The sequence below is a fragment of the Aerolutibacter ruishenii genome (assembly GCF_007830115.1).
GTDB lineage: Bacteria > Pseudomonadota > Gammaproteobacteria > Xanthomonadales > Xanthomonadaceae > Aerolutibacter > Aerolutibacter ruishenii.
Map to the genome: position 1 here is coordinate 49,017 of NZ_VLKP01000002.1, position 16,420 is coordinate 65,436.

Here is a 16,420-nt window from a genome sequence, read left to right on the forward strand (position 1 = left end):
GACTGACCCATGGCTTCCAAGCGTGACAAGATCCGCCTGATCTCGTCGGCCGGCACCGGCCACTTCTACACCACCGACAAGAACAAGAAGAACACCCCCGGCAAGATGGAGATCAAGAAGTACGATCCCGTCGTGCGCAAGCACGTGCCGTACAAGGAAGGCAAGATCAAGTAAGCCTTCCGGCTTGTCGGATGCAATCACGAAAGCCCGCCACCCGGCGGGCTTTCGCGTTTCCTGGGGTAGACCATCGCGCTCTACGTCACCGTCACGGCCAGCCCGCCTGCGGGCCTATTTCAACGGTGCAGCGGCCTTCATCACCCGGTCGCGCCCGGCCGCCTTCGCCGCATAGAGCGCGGCGTCGGCACGACCCACCAGCGCGTCGGCGGCCTCTTCACGCCCGGCGGCCGCGGTGCCGATGCTGACCGTCACGGCACGGCCCGGCCAACTCCACACGCGGAAGTACTGCACGATGCGCTCGGCCACGCGCACGGCTTCTGCCGCCTCTGTATCGGGCAGCAGGACGGCAAACTCCTCGCCACCGTAACGGGCGGGCACGTCGCCCGGACGCAATGCGCTGCTTAGCAGCTGCGCGGTCTGACGCAGCACCTCATCACCCGCCAGGTGCCCGTACGTGTCGTTGTAGTCCTTGAACCGGTCAAGGTCGAGCATCAACAGGGCGAAACTGCGGTCGGCATGGCGCCGGCCTTGGACCAGGCCGGCAATCGCCCCGTCAAAGGCGCGGCGGTTGGGCAGGCCGGTCAGCGCATCGGTGTGACTCTCGTCGCGCAGCGCCACCACGTTCGCCCGCTCCCGCTCCAGGCGGTCCAGCAACAGGGCCACCCACCAGATCAGCCCGGCCAGCGCACCCGCGCTCAGCAGCGCCAAGGCGGAAACCACGGTCGCCTGGGTCCACGCCAGCCAGTCACCCGCCACCCGGGCGAACAGACCCAGCAGGCTGGGCAACAACAGTGCCGGCAGCAACAACCGGCGCGCCACCAGCCCGCCCAGGCTGGGCGCATGCACCACCCGCATCAGCCCCTTGGGCGGCAGGCTGGCCAGCCATCCCAGCCCGGCCAGCAGGAACAGCAGGGCCGTGTGGATCGCTACCGGGGTCACGTCCGAGCGCTCGGACCGGAGCCCCCCCTGGAAGCCGAACGACGCCAGCGCGAACATCGCGATGGCCAGCACCAGCAGTGCCACCACCTGCTGCACCCGCCACCACGGGCTGCGGTCCGGCAACACGCCCAACAGGCCCAACAGGGCGAAGCCGATGGCGGTAAGTTCGGACATCCGCCCCGCAATGCGGCCGATGGCCAGCGCTTCCGGGTCGGGATACCAGTAGTCACTGGGCAACGACAGATCCGACGCATCGGCCAGAAGGCTGGTGACGCCGATCATGCCGACCACGGCCGACACCAGGCGGCACAGGCCGGGCACGGGGACGACGCTGCGGCGATTGAGCAACGCCAGCCCGGCCAGCATGAACGCCAGCGCCGCCACCGGCTTCATCGAGTTGGCGCCCGGCAACACGGTGCGCAGCGCCACCACGTCGAACTGCCACCCCAACAGCACGACCGCCGCCGCCAACATCAGCCCCACCCCGGCACGGCGGACGAACGTACGTCCCCACGGCTCCGACAGTGACGGGATTCCAGCCGTGGCGGGCAAGGGCTTGCGCGGTGAGGGGTTCATCGGGCGCAGATGATATGCCAACGCGCGACCGCCGCGCCGTCCCCGTACACTCGCAGAACCGGGTGTTTGGAGGCGTGCACGAGTGATTCCTGGCTGGTTGCTGCTGCTGGTATCGGTGGCCTACGTGGGCGTGCTGTTCATCGTCGCCTACTACGGCGACCAGAGCGACACCACGCCGCGGGCGAAGTGGCTGCGGCCGGTGGTGTACTCGCTGGCGCTGGCGGTGTACTGCTCGTCGTGGACGTTCTACGGCGCGGTCGGCACCGCGGCCCGTACCGGGCTGGGTTTCCTGCCGATCTACCTCGGGCCGCTGCTGCTGCTGGTGTTCAGCTGGCGCATCCTCGAGCGGCTGGTGCTGATCTCCGGCGAGAACCGCATCGTCTCCATCGCCGACTTCCTGTCCTCGCGCTATGGCCGCGCGCCCGGACTGGCCGCGCTGGTGGCGGCGGTGGCGCTGACCGCCGCCGTCCCTTACGTCGCGCTGCAGTTCAAGGCCGTGGCGATGAGCGTGCAGGTACTGGCCGGCACGCCGGCCGAGCCGGGCGTGCTGGGCGACCCGGCGTTCTACATCGCGCTGCTGCTGGCGGTGTTCTCGATCCTGTTCGGCACCCGGCAGATCGACGCCACCGAGCACCACCATGGCATGGTGCTGGCGGTGGCGCTGGAGTCGCTGGTCAAGCTGCTGGCGTTCGTGGCCATCGGCGTGTTCGCGCTGGTGCACCTGCCCGGCAACGGCGGCCTGCTGGAGCGCGTGGCCGACGCCACCCGCGTGGTGGTGACGCCGGGCCTGCCCACCGGCTTCGTCGCGCAGACCCTGCTCGCGTTCGTCGCGATCCTGTGCCTGCCACGCCAGTTCCACGTTGCGGTGGTCGAGTGCCAGGACCCCAACGACGTGCGCGCCGCACGCTGGATGTTCGGCGGCTACCTGGTGCTGTTCTCGCTGCTGGTGGTGCCGATCACGCTGGCCGGGCAGTCGATCCTCGCCGGCTCGGGCGTCTCGCCGGACACCTACGTGCTGGCGCTGCCGCTGGCGCTCGGCCATGACACGCTGGCGCTGATGGCCTACGTGGGCGGCTTCTCCGCCGCGACCGGCATGGTGATCGTGTCCAGCGTGGCCCTGGCGACGATGGTCAGCAACGACCTGGTGATGCCGTTGCTGTTGCGCAGCCAGACGCTGCGCCAGGGCCCCGGCATCGACCGCCAGGTGCTGTGGGTACGGCGCATCACCATCCTCGCGCTGGCGATGATGGCCTACGGCTACCACCGCGGCTCCGCCGGTGCGAACACGCTGGCGCAGCACGGCCTGCTCGCCTTCGCGGCGGTGGCGCAGTTCGCGCCAGCGCTGATCGGCGGCCTGTACTGGCGCGGCGCCAGCCGCCCGGGCGCGCTGGCGGGCGTGCTCGCCGGCACGCTGGTGTGGGTGTACACGCTGCTGTTGCCGGCGTTGGCGCAGGGCGGCTGGATCGCCGGCGACTGGATCGACACCGGGCCGCTGGGCATCCAGTCGCTGCGCCCGGAGCAACTGTTCGGCCTGGGCGGTTGGGACCGCCTCACCCACGGCACATTCTGGTCGCTGCTGTTCAACATCGCCGCATTCGTCCTTGTATCGGTGCGCCAGCGGCCGCGCCTGCAGGACCAGTTGGCGGCCGCGCCTTTCCTCGACCCCTACGTGCAGCGTCCGCCACTCGGCCCCGGCGGCTGGGCCGGCAGCGTGCGCAGCGGCGAACTGCTCGCCCTGGCCGAACGCATCGTCGGCGAACGCCACGCACGTCGCTCGTTCGAGGACTATGCGGCGCAGCAGTACGACACCTGGAACCCCGACCGTCCCGCCGACCGTGCGCTGGCGCAGTTCACCGAGCGCCTGCTCGCCTCCGCCATTGGCGCCGCCTCCGCACGCCTCACCCTGACCACCGCGCTGCGCGGCTCGGGCATGGAACTGGGCGAAGTGGTCGCCGTGCTGGACGAGGCCAACGAGGAACTGCGCTTCAACCGGCAGGTGCTGTCCACCACGCTGGACAACATCAGCCAGGGCGTGAGCGTGGTCGACCGCGACATGCGCCTGGTGGCCTGGAACAAGCGCTACCAGGAGCTGCTCGACTACCCCGACGGCATGCTCTACGTCGGCCGCCCGGTCGCCGACCTGATCCGCTGGAATGCCGAACGCGGCGAGCTCGGTCCGGGCGCCATCGAGGACAAGGTGCGCCGTCGCATGGACCACATGCGCGCCGGCACCCCGCACATCTTCGAACGCGTGCGCGCCAATGGCCAGGTGATCGAGATGCGCGGCCGTCCGCTGCCCGGCGGTGGCTACGTGACCAGCTACAGCGACGTCACCGACTACAAGCGCGCCGAACAGCAACTGCGCGAGGTCAACGAGACGCTGGAGCAACGCGTGGACCTGCGCACGCGCGAGGCCGAGGCGGCGCAGCAGTCCAAGACCCGGTTCCTGGCCGCGGTCAGCCATGACGTGCTGCAGCCGCTCAACGCCGCGCGCCTGTTCACCACCGCGCTGCGCGAGAGCCCCGACGGCACCGAACAGCAGCACCTCGCCGAGCGCATCGACGCCTCGCTGCGCGCCGCCGAGGACCTGCTCGATGGCCTGCTGGACATCTCGCGCCTGGATGCCGGCGTGCTCAAGCCGGAGATCACCGACTTCGATGCCGGCGAACTGCTGCGCGAACTGGCCGCGCAGTATGCCCCCACCGCCGCCGGCCGCGGCCTGCAACTGCGCGTGCGTGCGCCGATGAGTCCGTTGCCGGTGCGCAGCGACCGCCGCCTGCTGCGCCGCGCGCTGCAGAACTTCCTCGCCAACGCGTTGCGCTACACCCGCGAAGGCGGCGTACTGATGACCGCTCGCCAGCGCGATGGCGGCCGTATCGAGCTGCAGGTATGGGATACCGGCCCTGGCATCTCCGTGCACCACCTGGAACAGATCTTCGACGAGTTCCGCCGCTTCGACCAGCCCGGCGTGGGCGGCGAGCGTGGCCTTGGACTGGGCCTGTCGATCTGCCAGCGCATCGCGCGCACGCTCGACCACCCGCTGTCGGTGCGTTCACGCGTCGGCATGGGCAGTGTGTTCACCATCACCGTGCCGCTGGCGCCGGCGCTGCAGGCACCCAAGCCCGCGCCGCCGGAGGGCAACGTCATCGCCGATTCACTGGCCGGGTTGCGCGTGCTGTGCGTGGACAACGACCGTGAAATCCTCGACGGCATGCGCACCCTGCTGGAACGCTGGCGGGTGACCGTGCTTACCGCCGCGAGTGCCGACGACGCGATGGCGATGCTCGACGAGCGGCCGCACGTGCTGCTGGTGGACTACCACCTGCATGACCGGCTCGACGGCCTGGGCGTGATCGACGCCCTGCGCGAGCGCCTCGGTGCCCGGCTGCCGGCCGCACTGGTGACCGGGGACGGCAGTGACGCGATCAAGCTGGCCGCGCGCGAACGCGGCTGCCCGGTGCTGACCAAACCGCTCAAGCCGGCTTCGCTGCGCGCGTTCCTCGCCGCGCAGCGGCAGCCTCAACCGCGGACCAGCTCCAGCACCGTCGCCGGCCCGACACCGTCCTCGCCATAGGCGCGCACGCGGTCGCGGCCGCTGGCCTTGGCCTGGTACATGGCGACGTCGGCGTGGGCGAACATCGCCTCGAACGCGTAACCGGATCGGCCCGAGGTGGTGCAACCGAAGCTGGCGGTGACCGGCTGGCCGATGACGGACGTGTCGATGGCCGCCAGGTGCTCGCGGCAGCGCTGGGCGATACGCCGCGCCGCATCCACGTCACTGCCGCAGGACAGGAGGGCGAATTCCTCGCCACCGAGGCGCGCGCATATGTCGCCTTCGCGGCAAGCCGCCTGCAGCGCCACCGCGACCTGCTGCAGCACCCAGTCGCCCACTGCATGGCCGTGGGAGTCGTTGATGCGCTTGAAGTGGTCCAGGTCGAGCAGCACCATCGACGCATCACGCCCGGCGCTGGCGCAGCGCTGCAGCAGTGCCTCGCCGGTCTGGCGGAAGTGGCGACGGTTGCTGATGCCGGTGAGCCCGTCCACCTGGGCTTGGCGCCGGAACTTCACCTGCACGCGCTTGACCTTGTAGGCCCAGTAGGCGATGGCGGCCATCACCATCGCCAGTAGCACCAACAGCAACTGGTTGTTGCGTGTGGCCGCCTCGCTGACCTCCTGCTGCAGCGTCAGCACCTCGTTCTGCTTCTGCAGCAGTTCAATGGCCTGGTTCTTCTGCTGCAACTCGTGGCGGCTCAGCTGGAAGGCGAACTCCCGTGCCTTGATCTCGTCAAGACGCGCCTTGTCGGCTTCAGCGTAATTTCGGTACTCACGGAGCGCGACCCTCAAGTCGCCGCGCTTGAGGGCTGTTTCAAACAGCACTTTGTACGCGGTCACCAGTGGCTGCGAGAAAGCATCCCGCTCCCCCAATTCCAGCACCGTGCGGGCATCCAGTTCCGCACCCGCCAAGTCGCCTGTGGCTTGGCGATACTCGGCAAGCAGGCTATGAATTTCGCCGATCAGTCTCGGAAAGCCCGTTGCCTCCACTTCGGACAGATGGGCTTCGAGCAGTCCAATGGCTTCATTGTTCTTGCCCTCCGCTGCCCATAGCCGCGCCAGGTAACCACGGAGCAGCCCCGTGGCAATAGGCTCCTTTTGCGCGACGCAGTCGCTGATCGCGAAATTGATATCCTGCTCACTATTCGCGCCGGACCCAAGCTTCCACTCCGCCTCTATTTTCTTCTCGCGGGCCACACATCGGGTCCGTGGCGTGGTTTGAATAGCCAGAAGGTGCTTCGCATGGTGCAGCGTGAGCGAATGCTGTCCATATTCGGTGTACAGAACTGCGGCGACGAGGGAGCCCAGGTGGCGCTCGTCGGCCTCTGGAACCTGATCCTGCATGGCCAGGGCTGCTTCCAGGTAGCGCAAGCCCAATGAGAACTCCCGCGTAATCGCGGCGGTGTTGGCGGCCAGCAGCGCGGCCCGGAACTTGAGTGTTGGGTCGTCGGTACGCTTATGGATATCGATGGCGTCGGTGATGGCGGTCCGGTAGTCGCCGGTAAGCACCTTCTGGTACGTCTTCAGGAACCGGATTTGCAGCTTCTGCTTCGGCGTCGCCTCTGGCTCGAATCTGTCCAGACCGTCCAGCGCATTGGCAAATGCCTGTGGATCACGGGTACGAACCGACTCAGCCTGCTTCAGGGCGTTCTCGATATCAGCAGCCTGTGCTGGCCAAGCTGCCAATACCCCAGCCCCCAGGACAACGGCGATCAGCACGTCACGGATCGATTTGCACATCACGGTTCCTCTCGAGCCCACCGTTGGCGCAATGCTGGCCGCGCTCGGGACATCCGAGGCGCGGCTGGGCCAACGAGCCTGGTTACTTCAGCGCCGGCTCTTCGTCCGGCTTCTCCTCGCCTTCGTCGGTATGGTCATCGCCGGGAGGACTCTTTTCGTCGCCGTCCGGGCTAACGACAAAACTGAAACAGAACATCGGCGAGTTCGCATCCAGGGCGTGCACCAGTCCCTTGGCATCGCGCCGCAACAGCGCCTCGCGCGAAGGCTCGTCAACTTCCGCATCCATCACGGCCTGGGTGTAGTCCGCATCGGACAGCAGTGCCGGGTGCCGCCCCATGCTTTCAAGAAACTGCACGACATTCGACATCCTCAAACTCCTTCTTCCAGTGGTAACGAAGCGATAATCGGGGTAGCGGCCATATCGGCGCGCTCAACCGCCTCAATCCGCGCCAGCATGTCAGGATCAGGTTGCAGCATCGCGGCCGGGGGCAGCACCAGTGTGCTGTGCATGTGCAACTGCGCATCGGGCAGGTCGCGCAACTTCACCCGCTCCATCCGCGGCTCGCTGATCGGCAGGGTGGCGGCCTCGTAAACGATGACCTCGTGGTAGGCCGGGTAATCCTCGATCAGGCGCTCGACCAGCAGTCGGCGGAGGGCTGGCCCTGTGGCGAAGCGGGTACAGCTGCGGTCGCCGGCGATGCCGATCTGCCAGAGCACCAGATACGCCGCAGGATCGATCCGGCGGCGGTAGAACATGAACTGGCTGGCCTCGTAGTGTTGGCATCCGTAGCGACCCGGATCGATGCCAAGATCGGCATACAGGCAGTCCTCGGCCGAGACGCCGGGCTCCATGTGTGCAAGGAAGCCTTCACGTCGGGCTTGGGCGATGGCGTCATGCGCCACCTGAGCGAACACGCCGGGATGACCATAGAACGCACCGCAGACCTGTTTGCCAGCGCGGACCTCGACCAGCATGGCGTCGACCATTTCGCGGTAGGTCTGGCGGCGTGACTTGCCCACGGCATAGTACGGCTGCAGGCTGTGCACCTCCTGGTGCATCTGCTTCAGCCAGAGTTCCACCAACGGGTCGGACACAGCCGCGAACACCACATCGGATTGCTCGATGTGACTTCGGGCGCGCGGCCCGATATGGGCACCCAGCATCATCCCCAGACCAACGCAGACGAGGCGGCCAGGCTTGTCTCCTGCAGGCGTCCCCACGCGCTGCTCTCCTTGGATTAGGTATCCAATAGACAATACCGCGCCCACGGCAAAATGCAAAACAGGTCACATTTCAGGCGGCAGGCGCCGCCGTCAGTCGCCCTCTTCCGGCGGCGGCACGATCGCCCCCGGGTCCAGCGCCAGCCGCCCGGCGATCAGCACGGCCTGGGTGCGGTTGTTGGCCCCCAGCTTGCGCAGGATGGCGGTGACGTGGGCCTTGACCGTGGCCTCGGACACGCCCAGCTCGTAGCCGATCTGCTTGTTGAGCAGGCCGCTGCCGAGCATCTGCAGCACGCGGAACTGCTGCGGGGTCAGGTCGCGCAGGCGGTTGGCCGCGTCGTGCTCGTCGGCCGCCGCGGCGGGCGCGCTCAGCGCGGAAGCCGGGGCCCAGCGGTCGCCGTCCAGTACGGTGGCGATCGCCTGGCCCAGGGTCGCCGCATCGGCCGACTTGGGAATGAAGCCAATGGCGCCATGGTCCAGCGCGCGGCGCATCACCGCTGGCTCCTCGCGGGCGGAGACCACCACGATGGGCAGCTGCGGGTACAGCGCGCGCAGGTGCACCAGCGCGCTGAAACCCTGTGCGCCGGGCATGTTGAGGTCCAGCAGCAGCAGGTCGGCGTCGGGATACGACTCGACCAGCGCGTACAGCGCGTCCACGCTGTCGGCCTCGTGCAGTCCGGCGTTGGGCAGCACGCGCGCCACGGCGCCGCGCAGCGCCTCGCGGAACAGGGGGTGGTCGTCGGCAATGAGCAGGGTGGCCATGGCCATACCTTACGGCACCCGGCGCTCCTTCACGAGCGAGTCCACCACCGAGGGGTCGGCCAGGGTGCTGGTGTCGCCCAGCTGGTCCGGCGCGTTCTCGGCGATCTTGCGCAGGATGCGGCGCATGATCTTGCCCGAGCGGGTCTTCGGCAGGCCCGGCGCCCACTGCAGGTGGTCGGGCGTGGCGATGGGCCCGATCTCCTTGCGCACGTGCGCGATCAGCTCCTTGTGCAGCGCGTCGCTGGTGGCCTCGCCGGCGATCAGGGTCACGTAGGCGTAGATGCCCTGGCCCTTGAGGTCGTGCGGGAAGCCGACCACCGCGGCCTCGGCCACCTTGGGGTGGCTGACCAGCGCGCTTTCCACCTCGGCGGTGCCGATGCGGTGGCCGGACACGTTGATCACGTCGTCCACGCGACCGGTGATCCAGTAGTAGCCGTCGGCGTCGCGGCGGCAGCCGTCGCCGGTGAAGTAGGTGCCGGGGTAGGTGCGGAAATAGGTGTCGATGAAGCGCTGGTGGTCGCCGTAGACCGTGCGCATCTGGCCCGGCCACGAGTCCAGCAGCACCAGGTTGCCTTCGGCCTCGCCTTCGAGGATCTGGCCGCTGGCGTCGACCAGCGCCGGCACCACGCCGAAGAATGGCTTGGTCGCCGAGCCGGGCTTGAGGTCGATGGCGCCGGCCAGCGGGCTGATCAGGATGCCGCCGGTCTCGGTCTGCCACCAGGTATCGACGATGGGGCAACGGCCTTCGCCGACCACGTCGTAGTACCAGCGCCAGGCCTCGGGATTGATCGGCTCGCCGACGCTGCCCAGCAGGCGCAGCGATTTGCGCGAGGTCTTCTGCACCGGCTCCTCGCCTTCGCGCATCAGCGCGCGGATGGCGGTGGGTGCGGTGTAGAAGATGGTGACCTGGTGCTTGTCGATCACCTGCCAGAAGCGCGAGTAGTCCGGATAATTGGGCACACCCTCGAACACCAGCGAGGTGGCACCGTTCGCCAGCGGGCCGTACACGATGTAGCTGTGGCCGGTGACCCAGCCGACGTCGGCGGTGCACCAGTAGACGTCATCCTCCTGCAGGTCGAAAACCGCCTCGTGGGTATAGGCGGCAAACACCAGGTAGCCGGCGGTGGTGTGCAGCACGCCCTTGGGCTTGCCGGTGCTGCCGGAGGTGTAGAGGATGAAGAGCGGGTCCTCGGCATTCATGCGCTCGGGTTCGCACTGCGCGGGCTGGCTGTCGACCACCGCGTCGTACCAGCGGTCGCGCGGCATCTGCATGTCCACGGCGCCGCCGGTGTGGCGCACCACCAGCACGGTTTCCACGCTGTTGGTGCCCGGCATCTTCAGCGCGGCATCCACGTTGGCCTTGAGCGCGACCTTCTTGCCGCCGCGCAGGCCTTCGTCCGCGGTGATGATCAGCTTGCTGCCGCAGTCGGCCACGCGGTCGGCGATGGAGTTGGCCGCGAAGCCGCCGAACACCACGGTGTGGATCGCGCCGATGCGCGCGCAGGCCAGCATCGAAACCACCGCCTCCGGGATCATCGGCAGGTAGATGGTGACGCGGTCGCCCTTGCGCACGCCCAGGCCGCGCAGGGCGTTGGCCAGCTTGCACACGCGCGCATGCAGGTCGCGGTAGGTGATGTGCTGCGCGGGCTGGTCCGGCGAGTCGGGTTCGAAGATCAGCGCGGTCTTGTCGCCGCGCGTGGCCAGGTGCCGGTCCAGGCAGTTGACGCTGGCGTTGAGCTCGCCATCGGCATACCAGTGGATGCGGAAATGGTTGAGGTCGAAGCTGACGTCCTTGATCTGGGTGGGTGCGCGCATCCAGTCCAGGCGCTGGCCGATGCGGCCCCAGAACGCCTCGGGCTGGGCCACCGACTCGGCGTAATCCTGCTCGTAGCGCTCGCGCGTGTAGCGCGACTTCGCGGCGAACTCGGGCTTGACCGGATAGAGGTTGGCGGACTGGTTCATGGCGCACTCCCGTTGAAGGTGGCACTTAGGCATTGGCGCGGCGCCACGGTGGCGGCGCGTTACCCAAGTGTGCCGCAAGCACCACCCGCAACAGGGACGTGGCGCGTTTAGACCATGGTCTTAAAGTCGCGCATTCACACCGGTTTCCTAGACCAATGGCGAATGGTTGTGCAGCGCGATAGCCAAGCAGGCTGGCCGCGCCCGTGCAGACCGCACGGCTGTCCTTGGGAGGGAACATGTCCATTCGCAGTAGTTCGCACGGTCTGCCGGCAACGCCACGCAAGCGCGCGCTCGCCGCCGCATTGGTGGTCGCGCTCGGCGTGCCGGGCCTTGCCTTCGCGCAGAGCGCAAAGGAGCAGGCACTTGAAGCCCGCGTGGCCGAGCTGGAGAAGATGGTGCAGCAGCTGGTGTCCCAGCAGCAGCAACAGCAGGCCCAGATCGGCGAGGTGAAAACCGCGCAGGCCACGCAACCGGCGGTACCGGCCGGCAAGCGTCCGATCCAGTCCACGACGATCACGCCGGGCGCGGTGCCCGGCACCACGTTCAAGTTCGGCGGCTTCGTCAAGGCCGACTTCCTCGCCACCCAGACCGGTGACGGCCAGTTGGCCGATGACGCCACCGGCCGCTCGCTGTACCTGCCGGGGCAGACGCCGGTGCATGGCGCCGGCGGCAGCGGCGAGAGCTCCGGCGTGGACTACAACGCCCACGCCAAGTTCTCGCGCTTCAATCTGGGCGTGGACCACGTCGCCGAGAACGGTGACAAGGCCGGCGCGCTGTTCGAGATGGACTTCTTCGGCAACGCGCTGGGCAACCAGACCGCCACCAATACCTACGGCGTGACCCTGCGCCACGCGTACATGTACTGGAACAACTGGCTGGCCGGCCAGACCTGGTCCAACTTCATGGACGCGGCCTCGATCCCCGAAGCGGTGGATTTCGTCGGCCCCACCGATGGCGTGCTCTTCGTGCGCCAGGCACAGGTGCGCTACACCAAGGGTGGCCTGAGCGTCTCGCTGGAAAACCCGGAAACCACCCTGGTCAACGGCGCCTCCTCCGACCGCGGCACCATGCCCGACCTGACCGTGCGTTACGGCTGGAAGGGTGACTGGGGCACGTTCGGCATGGCCGGCCTGGTACGCCAGCTCAAGATCGACCGCCCCGGCTTCGACGACAGCGAGATCGGTGGCGGCGTGACCGTGGGCGGCAAATGGGTCATGGGCGGCAACGACGCGCTGCATTACCAGCTCACCGGCGGCGAAGGCATCGCCCGCTACGTGGGCCTGGGCATCGTCGGCGATGCATCGGCCGATGCCAGCGACGGCAGCCTGGACGCCACCGGCGTGCTTGCCGGCTACGTCGGCTGGCGCCATGCGTTCACGCCCAAGCTGCGCACCAACCTGATCTACGCCCGCAGTGACTATGACCACGAAGCGTCGATCACCGGCCCGCTGGTGACCAAGAGCGTGCAGAGCCTGCGCACCAACCTGTTCTACAGCCCGATGCCCAAGGTCGACGTGGGCGCCGAGCTGATGTACGGCGTGCGCGAAATCGAGGACGGCCGCAAGGGCGATATCCGCCGCGTGCAGTTCACCACCAAGTACAGCTTCTGAGCGAGGCCCAGCACATGTCCAGCATTACCGCGCCCCATGCAGCATCGGGCGAACTGACCAAAAGCCACAAGAAGGTCATCTTCGCCTCCAGCCTCGGCACCGTGTTCGAGTGGTACGACTTCTACCTGTACGGATCGCTCGCGGCGATCATCGCCAAGCAGTTCTTCAGCGGCGTCAACGAGACCACCGGCTTCATCTTCGCGCTGCTGGCCTTCGCCGCCGGCTTCGCGGTGCGTCCGTTCGGCGCACTGGTGTTCGGCCGCCTCGGCGACATGATCGGCCGCAAGTACACGTTCCTGGTCACCATCGTCATCATGGGCTTCTCCACCTTCCTGGTGGGCGTGTTGCCCAGCTACGCCAGCATCGGCATCACCGCGCCGGTCATCCTGATCGTGTTGCGGTTGCTGCAGGGCCTGGCCCTGGGTGGCGAGTACGGTGGCGCGGCGACCTACGTCGCCGAGCATGCGCCCGACGGCAAGCGTGGCCTGTACACCAGCTTCATCCAGACCACCGCGACCATCGGTCTGCTGCTGTCGCTGATCGTGATCCTGGGCGTTCGCGAGTCGATCGGCGTCGAGGCCTTCGAGGCCTGGGGCTGGCGCATTCCGTTCCTGGTGTCGATCGTGCTGCTGGGCGTGTCGGTGTGGATCCGCATGCAGCTGTCCGAGTCGCCGCTGTTCCAGCAGATGAAGAACGAGGGCAAGCTGTCGAAGGCGCCGCTGACCGAGAGCTTCTTCTCCAAGAACGGCCGCATCGTGCTGCTGGCCCTGCTCGGCGCCACCGCCGGCCAGGCCGTGGTCTGGTACGCCGGCCAGTTCTACGCGATGTACTTCCTCAGCCAGTCGCTGAAGGTCGACAGCACCACCACGTGGCTGCTGATCGGCGGCGCGCTGCTCCTGGGCACGCCGTTCTTCGTGTTCTTCGGCTGGCTTTCGGACAAGATCGGCCGCAAGAAGATCGTGATGGCCGGCTGCCTGATCGCCGCGCTGACCTACTTCCCGCTGTTCAAGGCGCTGACCCACTACGCCAACCCGGCCATCGAGGAAGCCAGCATCAGCGCGCCGGCCAAGGTCATCGCCGACCCGGCCACCTGCTCGTTCCAGTTCGACCCGATCGGCAAGAAGGTGTTCAACAGCTCGTGCGACATCGCCGCCTCGGCGTTGGCCAAGGCGGGCGTGCCGTACACGGTGGAAGCGGCCCCGGCCGGCACCGTGGCCAAGGTGATGGTCGGCTCGGTCGAGACCCCCAGCTATGAAGGCAAGGGCCTGGACAAGGCGGCAGCCAAGGCCGCGGCGGACAAGTTCCTCGGCGAGCTGAAGCCGGTGCTGAAGGAGGCCGGTTATCCGGAGAAGGCCGACCCGGCGCGCATCAACAAGCCGATGGTGCTGCTGATCCTGACCATCCTGGTGATCTACGTGACCATGGTGTACGGCCCGATCGCGGCGTGGCTGGTGGAACTGTTCCCGACCCGCATCCGCTACACCTCGATGTCGCTGCCGTACCACATCGGCAACGGCTGGTTCGGCGGCTTCCTGCCCACCATCGCCTTCGCCCTGGTTGCGGCCACCGGCAACATCTACTACGGCCTGTGGTACCCGATCGTGATCGCGCTGATGACCTTCGTGATCGGCTCGCTGTTCCTGCGCGAGACCAAGGACGTGGACATCCGCGACTGATCATCGCGCAATGTGCTGCAAGCACGACGCCGGCCCTCGGGCCGGCGTTGTTCTTTCCGGGTCCGTCCGCATTGCGCCGAACGCGCCTGCAGAACGGCGCTGCCTATTGCGGCGGTGCCGCCAACTCGCGCGCATCAAGTACGCCATCGCGGTTGCTGTCCTGCCGGCGGAAGGCCTCGGCCAGCCGCTGGCGGTGCTCGGCGAGGCTGACCTCGCGCCCGCGGCCGCCGGGCAGTTCATCCGCGGTAAGGCGGTCGTCCCGGTTGCGATCCATCTGCGCGAACGCATAACCCATCCATGCCTGGTATTCGGCCAGCGACACGCGGCCATTGCCGTCGGTGTCCATGCGCGCCAGGTAATCGCGCGTGGCGGCGACCTGCGCCCCGGCGACGCTCGACCATGCCAACGCCAGCACTGCGGCCGGCAACAGCCGGGCGCGCGCTGCGACCGACGGGCGGCGGGTAGCACCAGGGCCGGGGCTTGTGTTTCGGAAAGCCTTCACCAGGGCCTTCATGGGGTTGGGTGGGGCCCCGATCATGCCACCGTGCCGGCGGCGCCCGCATGAACGACAGCCCATGACCGTGCGCCCGTGCCATGCGCCGATGGCACGACGGCCGCGGACAGCCGGTAAGCTGCCGCCATGCCCGAACTGCCCGAAGTCGAGACCACCCGCCGCGGCCTGGCCCCGCATCTCGAAGGCCGCCGCGTGACCGGAGTGGTGCTGCGCCGGCCCGACCTGCGCTGGCCCATCCCGTACGACATCGTCGACACCCTGCCGGGGCAGCGCATCGAGCAGGTGCGCCGACGCGCCAAGTACCTGCTGCTGGAAACCGCGGCCGGCAGCCCGCTGCTGCACCTCGGGATGTCCGGCAGCCTGCGCGTGCTGCCCGCCGACACGCCGTTGCGCGCCCACGACCATGTCGACATCGCCCTCGACTCCGGCCAGGTGTTGCGGTTCAACGACCCACGCCGTTTCGGCTGCCTGCTGTGGCAGCCGGCCGGGCAGACGCACGACCTGCTGCGCAACCTCGGCCCCGAACCCCTGTCGGACGATTTCGACGGCGACTACCTGTTCGCCCGCAGCCGCAAGCGTGGGGCGCCGGTGAAGACGTTCCTGATGGACCAGAAGGTGGTGGTCGGGGTGGGCAACATCTACGCAGCCGAAGCGCTGTTCGCGGCCGGGATCTCGCCACTGCGCGAAGCGGGGCGGGTATCCCGCGAGCGCTACGTGGCGCTGGCCCAAGCGGTGAAGGCCATCCTGGGCCACGCCATCGACCGGGGCGGCACGACCCTGCGCGATTTCATCAGCCCCGATGGCGCCCCCGGCTATTTCGAGCAGGAGCTGTCCGCCTACGGCCGCGGCGGCGAGCCCTGCCCACGCTGCGGGCGGCCGCTGAAGCAGGCCAGCATCGGCCAGCGCGCCAGCGTGTGGTGCGCGCACTGCCAACGCTGAGCCGCCAGGTCCACGCCCAACCCCACGCCATGCACCCGGCGCAGCGTGGCCACCACGCGCTTGCACACCGCAGGTTTAGCAAATTCAGTGCCAACGGAGTTTCATCCGATGTGCACGCGACAGCGCGCGCCGAAGCGGTATAGTTCCCACGAAATGACCGCGGGTGGGGGAGGGTGGGATGTCCGATACCGCCGAAATCACGATGTTGCTGGATGCAGCGCGCGATGGCGACCGCGGAGCGCTTGATCGCGTGCTCGCGACGCTCTACCAGGAACTCCACACCATGGCCCGGCGCCAGCTCGCCGGCCAGCATGGCCACACGCTCGACGCCACCGCCCTCGTGCACGAGGCCTACCTCAAGCTCATCGGCCGTCGCGAGGCGCAGTTCGATGACCGCGGCCACTTCTTCGCGTACGCCGCATCGGCCATGCGCAGCGTGGTCGTCGACTATGCCCGGCAACGGCTGGCGCAGAAACGCGGCGGTGACCTGCACCGCGTGACCGACCTGCCTGAGGACATCTCCGGCGGCGTGCGGCTGGACGAGGAAACGCTGGGCCTCGACACCGCGCTCAACCGGCTGGCCGCGGTCGATCCGCGCCTGGTGCAGGTGGTGGAGCTGCGCTACTTCGGCGGCCTGTCCGAGCTGGAGATCGCCGCGCTGCTGCAGCGCTCCGAGCGCAGCATCCGCCGCGACTGGCAGAAGGCCCGGATGTTCCTGCTCGCGTCCCTGCGCGAGGCGTGATGGAGCCACG

The 16,420-nt window shown here is 68.1% G+C and carries 13 protein-coding genes; 6 read left to right on the plus strand and 7 right to left on the minus strand.

The features are described 5' to 3' along the window. Positions 1–9 precede the first annotated feature (9 nt). Positions 10–174, plus strand: coding sequence for a 50S ribosomal protein L33 (gene rpmG / locus IP93_RS02525; RefSeq protein ID WP_036137644.1), 165 nt, complete (start codon positions 10–12; stop codon positions 172–174). Positions 175–288: 114 nt separating this feature from the next. Here the strand turns inward: rpmG and IP93_RS02530 are convergent, their stop codons facing one another. Beyond that, positions 289–1,692, minus strand: coding sequence for a GGDEF domain-containing protein (locus IP93_RS02530; protein WP_144811617.1), 1,404 nt, complete (start codon positions 1,690–1,692; stop codon positions 289–291). A gap of 82 nt (positions 1,693–1,774) precedes the next feature. Here IP93_RS02530 and IP93_RS02535 point away from each other — a divergent pair, with 82 nt between their 5' ends. Then, a complete protein-coding gene (locus IP93_RS02535) occupies positions 1,775–5,266 on the plus strand; it encodes a hybrid sensor histidine kinase/response regulator (RefSeq protein ID WP_144811618.1) in 3,492 nt (1,163 codons plus the stop codon). On the opposite strand, the gene IP93_RS02540 is transcribed toward IP93_RS02535, so the two are convergent. The 5 genes from IP93_RS02540 to acs form a co-directional block, all read right to left on the minus strand. Further along, on the minus strand, positions 5,212–6,984 hold the full coding sequence (locus IP93_RS02540; protein ID WP_144811620.1) for a GGDEF domain-containing protein: 1,773 nt from the start codon (positions 6,982–6,984) through the stop codon (positions 5,212–5,214). The two genes, IP93_RS02535 and IP93_RS02540, sit on opposite strands and share 55 nt — an antisense overlap. Positions 6,985–7,066: 82 nt before the next feature. Then, on the minus strand, positions 7,067–7,351 hold the full coding sequence (locus IP93_RS02545; protein ID WP_144811622.1) for a hypothetical protein: 285 nt from the start codon (positions 7,349–7,351) through the stop codon (positions 7,067–7,069). 2 nt (positions 7,352–7,353) lie between these two features. Next, on the minus strand, positions 7,354–8,151 hold the full coding sequence (locus tag IP93_RS02550; RefSeq protein WP_144811623.1) for an SAM-dependent methyltransferase: 798 nt from the start codon (positions 8,149–8,151) through the stop codon (positions 7,354–7,356). Between the two features lie 147 nt (positions 8,152–8,298). Beyond that, on the minus strand, positions 8,299–8,967 hold the full coding sequence (locus IP93_RS02555; protein ID WP_144811625.1) for a response regulator transcription factor: 669 nt from the start codon (positions 8,965–8,967) through the stop codon (positions 8,299–8,301). Between the two features lie 9 nt (positions 8,968–8,976). Then, on the minus strand, positions 8,977–10,962 hold the full coding sequence (gene acs / locus IP93_RS02560; protein WP_199747064.1) for an acetate--CoA ligase: 1,986 nt from the start codon (positions 10,960–10,962) through the stop codon (positions 8,977–8,979). Positions 10,963–11,165: 203 nt separating this feature from the next. On the opposite strand from acs, the gene IP93_RS02565 reads away from it, so the two are divergent. After that, on the plus strand, positions 11,166–12,539 hold the full coding sequence (locus IP93_RS02565) for a DcaP family trimeric outer membrane transporter (RefSeq protein WP_144811628.1): 1,374 nt from the start codon (positions 11,166–11,168) through the stop codon (positions 12,537–12,539). A 14-nt stretch (positions 12,540–12,553) separates the two neighbouring features. After that, entirely contained in the window at positions 12,554–14,215 is a 1,662-nt protein-coding gene (locus IP93_RS02570; protein WP_144811630.1) for an MFS transporter, read from the plus strand. Positions 14,216–14,318: 103 nt separating this feature from the next. Here the strand turns inward: IP93_RS02570 and IP93_RS02575 are convergent, their stop codons facing one another. Continuing rightward, on the minus strand, positions 14,319–14,642 hold the full coding sequence (locus IP93_RS02575; protein ID WP_158636268.1) for an EF-hand domain-containing protein: 324 nt from the start codon (positions 14,640–14,642) through the stop codon (positions 14,319–14,321). 213 nt (positions 14,643–14,855) lie between these two features. On the opposite strand from IP93_RS02575, the gene mutM reads away from it, so the two are divergent. Both mutM and IP93_RS02585 read left to right on the plus strand, forming a co-directional pair. Then, a complete protein-coding gene (gene mutM, locus IP93_RS02580) occupies positions 14,856–15,668 on the plus strand; it encodes a bifunctional DNA-formamidopyrimidine glycosylase/DNA-(apurinic or apyrimidinic site) lyase (RefSeq protein WP_144811632.1) in 813 nt (270 codons plus the stop codon). Positions 15,669–15,846: 178 nt separating this feature from the next. After that, entirely contained in the window at positions 15,847–16,410 is a 564-nt protein-coding gene (locus tag IP93_RS02585; protein WP_144811634.1) for an ECF-type sigma factor, read from the plus strand. The last annotated feature ends 10 nt before the right edge of the window (positions 16,411–16,420 follow it).